Annotated in this window: 7 protein-coding genes; 5 read left to right on the top strand and 2 right to left on the bottom strand. The window is 72.2% G+C overall.

What is annotated here, in order from left to right:
• Window positions 1-110 precede the first annotated feature (110 nt).
• From K7C98_RS12195 to K7C98_RS44715, 5 genes are all read left to right on the top strand, one after another.
• Window positions 111-1,505 (top strand): hypothetical protein, encoded by a 1,395-nt coding sequence (locus K7C98_RS12195; protein ID WP_224191788.1) that lies wholly within the window; start codon window positions 111-113, stop codon window positions 1,503-1,505.
• A 268-nt stretch (window positions 1,506-1,773) separates the two neighbouring features.
• Window positions 1,774-3,378 carry a fibrinogen-like YCDxxxxGGGW domain-containing protein gene (locus tag K7C98_RS12190; protein WP_224191787.1) on the top strand — a complete coding sequence of 535 codons (1,605 nt, stop codon included), beginning with the start codon at window positions 1,774-1,776 and terminating at the stop codon, window positions 3,376-3,378.
• Between the two features lie 256 nt (window positions 3,379-3,634).
• A complete protein-coding gene (locus tag K7C98_RS12185; protein ID WP_224191786.1) occupies window positions 3,635-4,804 on the top strand; it encodes a zinc-dependent alcohol dehydrogenase in 1,170 nt (389 codons plus the stop codon).
• Between the two features lie 143 nt (window positions 4,805-4,947).
• Window positions 4,948-7,821 (top strand): carboxypeptidase regulatory-like domain-containing protein, encoded by a 2,874-nt coding sequence (locus K7C98_RS12180; RefSeq protein ID WP_224191785.1) that lies wholly within the window; start codon window positions 4,948-4,950, stop codon window positions 7,819-7,821.
• 235 nt (window positions 7,822-8,056) lie between these two features.
• Window positions 8,057-9,832, top strand: a complete 1,776-nt coding sequence (locus K7C98_RS44715) for a TlpA family protein disulfide reductase (protein ID WP_224191784.1) — start codon at window positions 8,057-8,059, stop codon at window positions 9,830-9,832.
• A 131-nt stretch (window positions 9,833-9,963) separates the two neighbouring features.
• On the opposite strand, the gene K7C98_RS12170 is transcribed toward K7C98_RS44715, so the two are convergent.
• Window positions 9,964-11,112: a serine/threonine protein kinase gene (locus K7C98_RS12170; RefSeq protein WP_224191783.1), complete on the bottom strand. Its 1,149-nt coding sequence runs from the start codon at window positions 11,110-11,112 to the stop codon at window positions 9,964-9,966.
• Window positions 11,113-11,241: 129 nt separating this feature from the next.
• Complete coding sequence (locus tag K7C98_RS44710; RefSeq protein ID WP_224191782.1) at window positions 11,242-12,867, bottom strand: HYR domain-containing protein; 1,626 nt, start codon at window positions 12,865-12,867, stop codon at window positions 11,242-11,244.
• Between the last annotated feature and the right edge of the window lie 329 nt (window positions 12,868-13,196).

Genomic DNA, 13,196 nt, shown 5'->3' with positions numbered 1-13,196 from the left:
TGCAGGCGCTGACTTCAGCAGAAAGCTCGGATTTTTCGATGCGCTATTCCGCAATTTTCCCCGGATTGTTCCTTCTGACCGCGCTGACTGGTTGCCCCGGCGACGCCGTGATGGGTTCTGACACCGACACGACGACGGATACGTCGTCGACCACGGAGCAGAACACGTCGACGACCGAGCCTGGGACCACCCTGGAGCCGCCGACGACCACGATGGAGCCGACGTCGACCTCGACGCCCGAGCCGACGACGGACACGTCGACGACGACGACGACGGGAGAGACGGACACGTCGACGACGACGACGACGGGAGAGACGACGGACACGTCGACGACGACGACGACGGGCGACACCGAGACGTCGACGACGACGACGACGGGCGACACGACGGATTCGACGGGTGGCACCGACACGGACACGGGCACCGACACCGACACGACCACGACCGCCGGTGAGACCTGCGGCGACGCGATCCTCGACGCCGGCGAGGACTGCGATCTGGACAACCTGAACGCCAAGGACTGCGTGAGCCTCGGCTTCGACAGCGGCACGCTGGCGTGCGCCGCCGACTGCACCTTCGACACCAGCCTGTGCCTGATGGAGTCGTGCGGCAACGGCGAGCTCGACCAGGACAAGGAGGTCTGCGACGGCGACCAACTCGGCGGCGCGACCTGTGAGTCGGAGGGCTTCGTCGGCGGCACGCTGGGCTGCAACGACCTGTGCACCGCCTTCGACACCTCGCAGTGCCTCACCTGCGGCGACGACGAGCTGCAGGACGGCGAGACCTGCGACGGCGCCGCGCTCGACGGCGAGACCTGCGAGTCGCAGGGCTTCGGCGGCGGCACGCTGGGCTGCAACGACAGCTGCAGCGGGTTCGACACCTCGCAGTGCGACCCGTGCGGCAACGACACGATCGACGCCCTCGAGACCTGCGACGGCGCCGCGCTCGGCAACGCGAGCTGCGAGTCGCTCGGCTTCGGCGGCGGCACGCTGGCCTGCAACGCCACCTGCGACGACTTCGACACCTCGCAGTGCGACGCCTGCGGCAACGACGAGGTCGATCCGGGCGAGACCTGCGACGGCACCGATCTCGGCGGCGCGACCTGCGAGTCGCTCGGCTTCCCCGGCGGCACGCTGGCCTGCGCGGCCGACGGCTGCGGCGCCTTCGACACCTCCGGCTGCGACCCGATCCCCACCTGCGGCAACGGCCAGCTCGACGGCGACGAGGCCTGCGACGGCGACCAGATCGCGGGCGGGGCGACCTGCGCCGATCAGCCGGGCGGCCTGTTCAGCGGCGGTGACCTGGGTTGCAAGGACGATTGCACCCTCGACACCGCGCTCTGCATCTCCGGCGATTGCTGCATGGCCGGCCCCTCCCTCGGCTGCGAGCTCGACGCGGTCGAGGCGTGCGTGTGCGCGGCCGACTCGAACTGCTGCGATGTGGGGTGGTCGAGCGCGTGCGTCACAATCGCCGTCGAGCAGTGCGGCGCCCAGTGCGGCGGCTGATCCGCCCGATATCGCGGATTGAAGGCGGCGGCGCTGCGGAGCGCCGTCGCCTTTCTCGTTCGCCCGCCGCAGGCAGGAATCGCGCGGCCGCCGAGGCCGGCGCTGGCGACGGCGCACCCGCGCACGCGTCGCGGCGGGGCAGACAGCGAGCGGTCGACGCGTGGCCGTGGCTGATGTCGCGCCCGACAGAAACCGCGCGCGCGGCTGAGCTTGACAGGGTAGGGGGCGTCGGATACCCGTCGTGCGCGATGTGTGGAGGCGAGGATCGATGAGAATTCAGCTCTGGAATGCGGCGGCGTGGGGGATCTGTGTGCTGGTCGCGTGCAACGGGGACAGCGCGACGACGAGCGCGACCGAGACCGGCACCGGCACCGGGACCACCTCGGTCGAGACGACGACGGGGACGCCGACGACGGGGACGCCGACGACCACCGGGACCACCACACAGCCGACCGAGGGGAGCGCCTCCGGCGACGCGACCTCGCTGCCGACGACGACCGTCGAGCCGACGACCGGCACCACCACGACCGACACCACCACCACGGGCACGACCGGGACCACCGAGGCGGAGACGACGGGCACCACCGGCGAGCCCGAGCCGGTGTGCGGCGACGGTCAGGTCGAGGGCGCCGAGCAGTGCGACGACGGCAACGACGACAACACCGACACCTGCGTCGAGGGCTGCCTCGAGGCGAGCTGCGGCGACGGGTTCGTCGGGCCCGGCGAGGCCTGTGACGACGGCAACGAGGTCGACGACGACGCCTGCAACAACGACTGCGCGCCGCCCTCGTGCGGCGACGGCGTGCTGCAGATGGGCGAGGCGTGCGACGACGGCAACGCCATCGAGACCGACGAGTGCCTGAGCACCTGCGCCGCGGCGAGCTGCGGCGACGGGTTCGTCCACGAGGGCGTCGAGACCTGCGACGACGCCAACGCCGACGAGACCGACGCGTGCACGACCCTCTGCGCCGCGCCCAGCTGCAGCGACGGCATCCAGAGCGGCGGCGAGTCCGACGTCGACTGCGGCGGCCCCGAGTGCCCGCCGTGCGAGCTGGCCGAGGGCTGCACCGAGCCGACCGACTGCGAGAGCGGCAGCTGCGACGGCGGCCAGTGCGTCGTCTCGGCCAGCTGCAAGGCGATCAAGCAGGCCCAACCGAACGCGCCCGACGGCCTCTACGACATCGACGCCGACGGCGCCGGCCCGCAGGCGCCGTTCAAGGTCTGGTGCGACATGACGACCGACGGCGGCGGCTGGGCCCTGGCGATCCGCTTCGCCCCGTCGCAGGGGATCTTCGACTTCTACTCGCCGCACTGGACCACGGTCTCGGTGGTCAACGAGGCGCTCAATTCCCCGACCGACACCACCGACGGCAAGTTCAAGGCCTACAACGTGCTCCCGGGCGGCGAGATCCGCGGCTGCATGCAGCACCCGATCACCAAGGCCTACGGCTGCAAGTCGTACTCGCTGCCGGCGACCACGACCCTGCTCGATCTGTTCACGAACACCCCGGTCGGCTCGGACATCGCCATGAAGGGCCTGTACTTCCAGGAGGACCAGGCGGACATGGTGAATTGGCTGACGATCCAGGGCCGCAGCCTGGCCGACGCCTCGATCGCGCCGAACTACATGGCCGTCGGCATCAACATCGACGACGACCAATCCTGCTACGACGCGCGCGTCCGCTTCGGCCTGGTGCTCAACAACGAGGTCAACAGCAGCACGCTCAACGACGCCGCCGGGTTCGGCGCGCAGTCGCACTACACGGTCGCCTGCGACGTCGCCCCCGGGGTCGACGCGCCGTGGCGGACGCCGTGCGGCTTCGCCGGCGGTCCGAATATTTACAACACCGCCGGCCATATCTGGATCCGCTGATCGCCGGCCGACGCTCGCGCGCTCGCAGCTGGTCCGCGGGACGAGCTGCGAGCGCGGCGCCGGCGCTCGTCGCCGGGGTGCGTCGCGTGCGGCGAGCACGGACGCGACGCCGTCGCGGCGGAGCAGGCGCGCCGGGGACGAGCGCAGGGTGTTTGCGATCGCGGCGCGATCGCTCAGGGTAGCGCAGCGCCGGGGCGGCGGCCGGGGGCGGCCGGGCGGTCGACGCGAATCGATCCACTGCAGCGGAGGAGCATTCATGCGAGCACTGTGCTGGCACGGTACGGGCGACGTCCGCGTCGACACCGTCCCCGATCCGTCCATCCTCGACCCGACCGACGTGATCGTCCGGATCACGTCGACCGCGATCTGCGGGTCGGACCTCCACCTGTTCGACGGCTTCGTGCCGACGATGGAGCCCGGCGACATCCTCGGTCACGAGGCGATGGGCGAGGTCGTCGAGGTCGGCAAGGCGGTCACGCGGCTGAGGAAGGGCGACCGCGTGGTCGTCCCGTTCGTGATCGCCTGCGGCGTGTGTTACTTCTGCCAGCGCGGCGAGTACAGCGGCTGCGACGTCAGCAACCCGGAGGCGGCGATGGCCCGCGAGCTCATGGGCGAGGCGCCCGCGGGCCTGTTCGGCTATTCACACATGACGGGCGGATTCCCGGGCGGACAGGCCGAGTACCTGCGGGTGCCGTTCGCCGACGTCGGCCCGATCAGGATCGAGTCGGAGCTCACCGACGAGCAGGTGCTGTTCCTGTCCGACATCTTTCCGACCGGCTACTTCGCGGCGGACATCTGCGGCATCGAGCCGGGCGACACCGTGGCGGTGTGGGGCTGCGGCCCGGTCGGGCAGATGGCGATCCGCAGCGCCTGGATGCTCGGCGCCGGCCGGGTCGTGGGCATCGACTGCGTGCCCGAGCGCCTCGCCATGGCCGCGGCCGGCAAGGCCGAGGTGATCGACTTCGAGGACGAGAGGGTCTACGACCGGCTGATGGAGATGACGGGCGGTCGCGGCCCGGATCGCTGCATCGACGCCGTCGGCTGCGAGGCGCACGGGCTCGGCAGCCCGGACACGGTGCTCGACCAGGTGAAGACCCCGGTGAGGCTGGCGACCGACCGCGCGCACGTGCTGCGCGAGGCGATTTTGTGCTGCCGCAAGTTCGGCACCGTGTCGATCCCCGGGGTCTACGTCGGCGCGGTCGACAAGCTGCCGATCGGCCCGGCCATGAACAAGGGCCTGACCTTCCGCATGGGCCAGACCCCCGTCCAGCGCTATATGCAGCCGCTGCTCGAGAAGATCGAGGCCGGTATCATCGACCCGTCGTTCGTCATCACCCACCGCCTGCCGCTCGAGCAGGCGCCCGCGGCGTACCGGACCTTCCGCGACAAGCAGGACGGCTGCATCAAGGTCGTGCTGCACCCGTGAATCGAGATGTTCGAAGAGACAGGTGCCCGGCGCGCCGCGTCGAGGGGGTCAGTGGATTCCCCATCACCCGTCGCGTCCGGCCGTGAATCGTGGTGGCGCGCGCGCCGGCGAGCTCATAGACTGCTCGGCACGCGGAGGTGCGGGTGCGCAAGCGGAGTCTGATCCTGGCGACGGCGGCGATCGTGGCGGTGTGGGCGTGGCGGCGCGGTGAGGCGGAGGCGCCGGTGCGCGGCGGCGAGAACGAGGGACAGGTCCGTACGGACATGTCCTTCAGGTTCAACGAGGCGACGGCGGAGCGGCCGGTCGTCGGACCCGCGGCCATCGCCGGGCGCGTGCGCGACCGGCAAGGGCAGGCGATCGCAGGAGCAAGCGTGTGCGCGCGGGTCCGCGGCGGCGGCCCGGCGTGGGCCGGCGAATGGGTGCCGAACTGCGGGGTGTCCGGGCGCGACGGCGACTATCGCCTCGCAGGCCTGCTCCCGGGGCGCTACGCGATCGAGGCCAGCGCGCGCGGCTACCTGCCGGGGCGCCCTGGCGAGGCGCAGGGGCCGGAGAGCCTGGTGACGGTGGCGGCCGGGGGCGAGGCGAGCGGGATCGACGTGGTCTTGTGGCCAGGTGGGGTGGCGCTGCGCGGGTCGGTGTTCGACGCGTCGGGCGGGGAGATCGAGGGGGCGATCGTCAGCGCGGGCGGGAGCACCGACTTCACGGGGCCGGACGGGAGCTTCGTGCTGCACGTGCGGCCGGGCAAGCACGGCGTGCAAGCGCTGGCCGAGGGCTACGCGCCCGGCGGGGTGTGGGCCACCGTGCCGGGGCAGACGGCGCAGATGCAACTGTTGCCCGAGGCGGTGCTGGTCGGCCGGGTGGTGCGCGCGTCCGACGGCCTGCCGGTGGCCGACGCGACGGTGGCGGCCCGGCGCGGCTCCCCGCAGGTGACGGTCACCGACGCCGACGGCAACTTCCGCATCGGCCAGCTGCGCCCGGGGCTGTTCAAGCCGCGCGTCGAGGCCGACGCCTACACGGGGATGGCCGAGGGCCAGGTGCACATCGGGATCGGCGAGACGTCGACGCCGGTGATCGTGCGCGTGCACCCGGCGACGCTGGTGCGCGGCAAGATCGTGGGGCCGGGCGGGGCGAGCTGCGCCGAGGGCTCGGTGTCGCTGACCGAGCCGACGACGCGACGCATGGCCTGGGCGACGGTCGAGGCCGACGGCGAGGTGACGGTCCGCGGGCTGCTGCCGGGGACGTACGCGGTGACCGTGGCTTGCGCAGGATATGTCCCCGAGGACAGCTACGAGGCGATCACGGTCGGCGAGGCGCCGATCGAAGGGCTGACGTGGAAGGTCCGCGCCGGGCAGGCGATCCGCGGCAAGGTGGTCGACGCGCGCGGCGGGGCGGCGCTGGTCGAGGCCGTGCTGGCGCACCCACAAGCGGCGGCGGGCGGCGCGGGCCGGGCGCTCGACGGCAGGGTGGGGCCGGACGGCAGCTTTCACCTGATCGGGGCCAGGCCGGGCGCGTACTCGATCGAGGTGTCCCCGGGGCCAGGTCGACCGCCGCCGCCGCGGGTGCCGGTCGAGGTGCCGGAGGGGCGCGACGTCGAGGGGGTGGAGATCCGCCTGCCGGACGGCAGCGAGGTGCGCGGGCGGGTGATCGACGGGGCGGGCCGGCCGGTCGCGCGGGCGAGCGTGCGCCTGCGCGGCGCGCAGACCGGCGGCAGCCAGGAGTCCGACGACGACGGGCGCTTCGCGCTGCAGGGCGTGCAGCCGGGGCAGTACCGGGCGACGGCGTCGATCGATTTCGTGGTGCTGAAGCGGCCGGGGCAGCGGCCCGAGGAGGTGCCGGGGGTGCCGGTCGAGGTCCGGGCCGGCGCGGCGACGGAGGTGGAGATCGTGGTCGAGGCGCGCGACGGACGGATCACCGGCCAGGTGGTCGACGCTGCCGGCGGGCCGATCGCCGACGCGTTCCTCGACTGGACCCGCGAGGCCGAGCCGGGGACCATGGGGAGCTGGGCGGTGGCGCCGCCGCAGCCGAAGCTGAGCGACGGCGAGGGTCGCTTCGAGATCTCGGGGCTGTCCCCGGGGACATATGCGATCACGGCGTCGCGCCGCGGATCACCGGGGCAGGGCACGGTGGAGCACGTGGCCGTCGGCGCGACCACGGTCGTGACGATCCCCGAGACCGGCGAGATCGGCGGGAGTGTGCGGATCGCCGGCGGCGGGGCGCCGGAGTGGGTCAAGGTGATGGCGAACGAGGCGAGCCGACACCTCTGGGTCGATGACGAATTCTTCCGCACCGGCGGGCGCTTCACCCTGGCGGGCCTGGGGCCGGGGACGTACGTGGTGCGCGCCGAGTCGGGCGAGGGCGCGGCGGAGGCGACGGTGAGGCTGGGCGAGGGCGAGGTGCGCCGCGACGTCGAGCTGGTGCTGGCGCCGCGGGTGACGGTGCGCGGTCGCCTGGTCGACGTCGAGACCGGCGCGCCGGTGGTCGGGATGGACGTGCGCGTGCAGGCCCCGCAAGGCGGGCTGGGCGGCGACCGCACGGGCTCTCGCCACGTGACCGACGCGCAGGGGCGCTTCGAGGTCGCGGGCGTGGCGGTCGGGCCAGTGATTGTTTCGGCGTCTCCGGCCAATCGCGACTACGCGAGCGGCGACTACGCGGCGACATCGGCGACGGTGCTGCTCGAAGGGACAGGTACGGTGGAGCTGACGCCGATCGCGGTCGCCCGCCGCCGCGCGCCGGCCGACCAGCCCGCGGCGGACCTCGGGTTCTCGGTGCTGCCCGTGCCCGGCGAGCAGGCGCCCGGCACGGCGCGCGTGGTGGTGGCGCTGGTGCGCCCCGACGGCCCGGCAGGCCGCGCCGGACTGCGCGCCGGCGACGAGATCGTGGCGGTCGACGGGCACTCGGTGGTGGGGCCGACGCACCATCTGTTCCGCCCGCTGACGACGGTGGCGAGCGGTCGCACGCTGCAGCTGACGCTCGGCCGCGGCGAGTCGATCGCGGTCACGGCGGAGGCGCTCCGCTGAGGGCGCCACTCACGGCCGTCGCAGCTGCGAGGCCGTGCCAACTTGGCATGGTCGAGACGGCGCTGGCGTCATCAGGGCCCGCCCCGGTCGCGACAGCATGCGATTTCTTGCCCCTTTGACCCGGCCTCGCGCTGGCACGCCGCGTGCTTATGCGGTCCGCATGGTCGGCTCCGTGAGCCTCGCTTTCGCCGCGTTCAGCTCTCCGAGCCGGGGACGCATTCGCATCGCTGCATGCGTGCTCGTACTCGTGGGGTGCGGCGCGACGGCCGACTCGTCGGTCGGCCCGACGCCGTCGGTGGTCGCTGCACCGACGAGGGCCGTCGGCGAGGCGCAGGCCGCCGTCACGGTCGGCGGACGCCTGCGCGCCCACGACGGCGAGCCGTTGCGGGCGGCCGAGTTCACCCTTCATCGCACGGGCTTCATCGAGCCGACCGCGAAGGGGACGCTGGCGGAGGACGGTAGCTTCCGCGTGGAGGTCGAGCCCGGCATCTACACGATCAGCATCGCCGCGGTCGACCACGCACAGCTCGCACAAACGATCCTGGTCGAGCGTGCCGTCGAGGTTCGCGGCAACCTCGGCACGTACGGGCGCGCGGAGCCCGGCGAGGCGTTGCTGCTGAAGACGGAGCTGCTCGCGGCCGACGGCGAGCCGATCGTCGCGGGGGACAAGACCGCCGCACGCACGGCCGACGGCACTTATCTGGTGGATCTGTCGGACAGGCCGAAGCACGCCGTGAAGCTGCGGTACCAGCTCCAGAGCGGCAGCGGGCGGACCTACAACGGGCCGCTCGCGGATACCTACGAGAGCGATGGCGGCGGTGATTACTGGTCGGTGGTAACGATCGAGGGGCGCGACGCGATCGAGCTCGATCTCGCCGCATTGCCGCCCGCCGGCAAGGCGGCAGAGCTGAAGTGGCGCGGCGAGCCGCCCGAGATCGTCGCAATGCGGGCGTACCGCGACCGCTGGCGTGTTCGTGAGGCGAGGCTGCGCGACAGCATGTCGCACGAGGACGGCAAGCTCCTCGCGCCGAGCGAGGGGGAGAAGGCGGAGATGGCTGCGCTCGCGGCCGAGGCGCTCGCCGAGGCCGACGCCGCGGAGTCCGACGACGCGCGGATGCTGCTGCGCCTCGCGCACCTCGAACTGTTCACGATGTACGACGACGACGCAGCCGTACGGACGCGCGCCGAGTGGCTCCTGGGGCGCGTGGATCCGGTGGATCCGCGCCTCGGAATGTTCTGGAACGTGGGCTCCACGCTCCGTCGCGCGCTGGAGTCCGCCGACGAGGCCTTCAGCGCTCGGGTGGAGGCGTGGTACGGCCGCATGCAGGCGAACCCCGACCCGAACACGGCCCTCGGTGCGATCGCCTTCCTCATCTACCCCGCCGACGAGCGGAGCGACGACGCGCGGGTCGCCGAACTGTACGCGCTCACTCGCGAGCCGCGCTTCGCCGGCATGCACACGGCGAAGACCCTCGCGCAGCGCTTCGACCCCGGCCGCATCCTCCAGCGGGGGAAGCCGTTCCCCGGCTTCGAGTTCCCGGCGCTCGCCGCGGGTGGCCGCCCGATCACGCAGGCCGAGCGCGAGGGCAAGCTCTACCTCGTCGAGTTCTGGGCGACCTGGTGCGCCCCCTGCGTGGGCGAGATGCCGTACCTGCACGCCACCTACGCGAAGGTGAACGGCGCGGGGCCCGGCGAGGGGAAGGACGGCCTGCGCCGGCTCGGGCCGGTCGAGCGGCCGAAGATCGAGTTCGTGTCCGTCTCGCTCGACGAGAGCCCTGACGACGCCCAGGCTTTCCGCGAGGCACACTGGTCGATGCCGTGGACGCACGCGTTCGTCGGACGCGCGGGCGAGAAGGAGGCCATGGAGCGCTACGGCTTCGCCGGCGTTCCCACCGCGGTCCTCGTCGACGGCGCCGGGACCATCGTGGAGGTCGGCCGTGCGCTCCGGGGTGAACGCCTGCTGCCCACGCTCGAGCGAGCGCTCGCGCCGGAGCGATCGTCGGTGCGCTGATTCGGCCGTCCGGTCACGCCTGGACGCCGATTGCGTGAGCAGTCAAGAGCGCGATGCGCGACGCGAGCATGGCCAGAAGGACATGTCCTGATGGTCATGGCCGATTCGCCAGCCACGCACCTGCGGCCGGTTTACAGGGCCGGGAACACGCCGAGAATAAACACCCCGAGCAGCAGGGTGCCGAGGACCGCCCAGCGCAGCCCGCCGGCGATCGAGTCGTTGAGGCGGGCGCCGAGCCCGAACAGGACCAGCGGCAGCCAGACGAAGCTGAGCGCGACGAGGTCGGTCTCGGAGAAGGCGTCGAAGAAGAACCCGTAGAGCAGCAGCGCCGCGGCCCCGCCGGTGTACAGCGGGGCCTTGTAGACGGCCGGCGGCAGCGACCTGGCCGCGGGGACAGGCAACGAGTTCTCGCGCCGCTGCAGCGCGTCGCCGGCGAGCACGACCAGCACGTCGCGCGCGCTGGCCAGGCGGCGGCCGACGGCCGGCTCGAGCATGCCGTCGAGCGCCCGCGCCAGCCGCTCGGGCAGCCCGGGGCAGGCGCTGCGGACGACGACCTTGCTGGTCTCGGGATCGATCGGCAGCTCGTCGGGCTGGCGGTGGGTGAGGGCGACGACCATCGTCATCGCCAGGGCGTACAAATCGGAGGCCGGCCGCGCCTTGCCCAGGACCTGCTCCATCGGGAAGAAGCCGAAGGTGCCGACGGTGGTCGAGCCGACCTCGGAGTCGCGGCGCAGGCGCTCCTGGATCGCGCCGAAGTCGATCAGCATCGGCTCGCCCGCCGGCGTGACGACGATGTTGGCGGGCTTGATGTCGCGGTGCACCACCGGCGGATGCAGCCCGTGCAAGTAGTCGAGCACGCCGAGCAGCTCGCGCAGCAGCGCCTCGGCCTGGGCCGCCGTCATGCGCTCGCCGGCGGCGATCCGGGCCGCCAGCGAGGCGCCGTCGACGTGGTCCTGCACGAGCACCAGCGAGGCGTCGCCGCCGAGCTGGGCGATGTCGGCGGGGTCGACCGCGCGCGCGCCGTCGGTGGCGAAGAACTCGTGGCAGCGCGGGATGTTCGGGTGCGCGAGCGAGGCCAGCACCCGCGCCTCGCGCTCGAACAGCTCCATGGCCTTCCAGTCGCCCATGCGCGCGACCCGGAGCTGCTTGAGCACGACCCGCCGGCCGTCCGCCGCGGTCGCCACGAACGCGAGCCCGAAGCCGCCCTCGCCGAGCCGCTCGCCGACGACGTACTCCGAATTGCGGCCGACGACGCGCTCGCTGGCGGTGAACTCGGGCATCCCGTCATTGTACGCGAGGCGAGGGCGGCGGCGGCCGGCGAATTCGAGCGCGCCGCCGCCGCAGGGTGCACGCGCCGCGCGGCAATGATGGCACGTGCGCGATCGATCGTGCCATCATTGGGCCGCCGCTCACTGGCAGACGAAGGTCGCCCGCAGGTCGAGCGCCGAGTCGATCAGCGGCTGGCCCTGCTGCGGCGTCACCGTGCCGACGTCGAGCCACCCGTCGACCTGATCGACGATGTCCTCGAGCTTGTTGCACAGCTGGTTGTGCTTGTCCTTCTCGATCGCCGCGGCGACGATCTCGAGGTGCACGAGCAGGCTGTTGAGCTGGCCGGGGTTGAGGCTGCCGGCCAGCGCGGCCGCGGCGGACTCCATGTTCTCGACCACCTCTTCGGGCGTGTACACCTTGATCTGCAGGTCGCAGACGTCCTGATGGCCGGCGGCGTCGGTGGCGGTGCACGTCACCACGGTCTCGCTGCCGATCGGGAAGGTGTCGCCGGACGCGGGGCAGACGACCGCGGGCGCGCCGTCACACAGGTCGGACGCGGCGGCGGTGAAGGTGACCACGGTGCCCGCGGGGCTCTCGGGGTCGACGGCGATGTCGGCCGGACAGACGATCTGCGGCGCCTGGGTGTCCTGCACGGTCACGGTGGCGGTGCACGAGTCGGTCGGGCTGCACACGCCGGCGTCGGTGGCGGTGAAGGTGACCTCGGTGGCCGGGCCGACGCCGTAGAACAGCGGGCGGTCGTCGACCACGGTGACCTCGTCGCAGTTGTCGATCGACGCGCCGGCGGCGGCGTAGAACTCGGCGAGCTGCGGGTCGCCGCCCCAGGTCCCGCCGGGCGCGGTGCACTCGACGACCTGGTCGGAGGGACATGCGATGTTCGGGGTGGCGTGGCGGAACGGGTTGGCCTCAGGGGCGGCGAACACGGTCCCGGTCAGCGTCCTGGCGAAGTTCACCGCCTCGAGCGGGGTCCAGATGTCGATGGCGCCGACGATGTCGTGGCACTCGTCGGCGTTCATCATCACGCCGTTGACGCCCTCGAGCAAGAAGCCGGTGATGGTGGACTGCTTCTCGTAGGTCCAGGTGTACACGCCGTGGAAGGCGTCGCAGTCGGCGCCCGAGTCGCGGATGTCGATCGCGTCGGCGACGTTGTCCTCGACGCTCTGCGGCGTCGCGACGGTGACGTTGTAGCCGTCGCCGAACCAGTACTTGGTGAAGCCGGTCGCGTTGAAGTAGTTGTCGACGGCGGACATGGTCTGCTCGTCGCCCGACAGGTAGTCGACGGCCACGGCGGCGCGCGGGTCGGCGTTGATCTGGCTCAGGATCGCCTCGAACTGCTCCTTCTCCTCGAAGTCGGGGATCGACAGCAGGAGGTTGATGTCGGGGCCGAGGCTGCCGCGCACGTGGCTGTAGAGGTCGAGCAGCGGGCCGTCGGGGTCCTTGATGTCGAGGATGACGAGGCCGAGCGGCGAGTCGGGCAGGCTCAGGGTCAAGATCACGCCGTCGAGCCAATCATCGATATCGGTCGACCAGGCGAACACGCCGTCGTGATCGACGACCCACCGGTCGGGCACGAACTCGGTCGGGCTGCCCCACGAGAAGTCGGCCTCGATCGCGTTCACCTCCTGCGCGAGCACGACGTTGGGCACGTCGGCCGGATCGTTGCACCGGTGGGCGATGATATACAGCGGCTGGTCGCACGCGGCCCGCGCCGGTGCGGCCGTCAGCGCGGTCGCCAGCGCGGCGACCACGGACCCGAGGCCGACTCGTCGATTGTGTGCTCGTATTGCGTTCATTCGCGTCACGTGTCCCTCCTGTCGCGCGCCCCGGCGCGCTGGTTGCAGTTGTCATCGGCCCGTCATGAGCCGTCGGCGGCCGGGCACCGCGCGCACGCGGGCCGACCGTCATTTCACCAGTGGCCGCAGCGGCGCGAACGATCGCGGTCGCCGGCGAAAAAAACCGCCGCGCACGCGGCCGCGCGTCGCCCCGCGCGATCGTTCAGGCGATCGCGTGCACCCGCGGCGGCCATCGCTGAGGTTGACCGCGCCGCGGTCGCTCTGCACATTTCATGGACCGGCTC

It is taken from the genome of Nannocystis pusilla (genome assembly GCF_020073745.1).
Classification (GTDB): Bacteria; Myxococcota_A; Polyangia; order Nannocystales; family Nannocystaceae; genus Nannocystis; species Nannocystis radixulma.
Note: the sequence above shows the minus strand (reverse complement) of the source record. Positions and strands in the feature narration are given on the sequence as shown.

What these genes read in the sequence shown, in the direction of transcription:
- K7C98_RS12195 (WP_224191788.1), top strand. Translation starts at nt 111, where the DNA reads ATGGGTTCTGACACCGACACGACGACGGATACGTCGTCGACCACGGAG.
- K7C98_RS12170 (WP_224191783.1), bottom strand. Translation starts at nt 11,112, where the DNA reads ATGCCCGAGTTCACCGCCAGCGAGCGCGTCGTCGGCCGCAATTCGGAG.
- K7C98_RS12185 (WP_224191786.1), top strand. Translation starts at nt 3,635, where the DNA reads ATGCGAGCACTGTGCTGGCACGGTACGGGCGACGTCCGCGTCGACACC.
- K7C98_RS12190 (WP_224191787.1), top strand. Translation starts at nt 1,774, where the DNA reads ATGAGAATTCAGCTCTGGAATGCGGCGGCGTGGGGGATCTGTGTGCTG.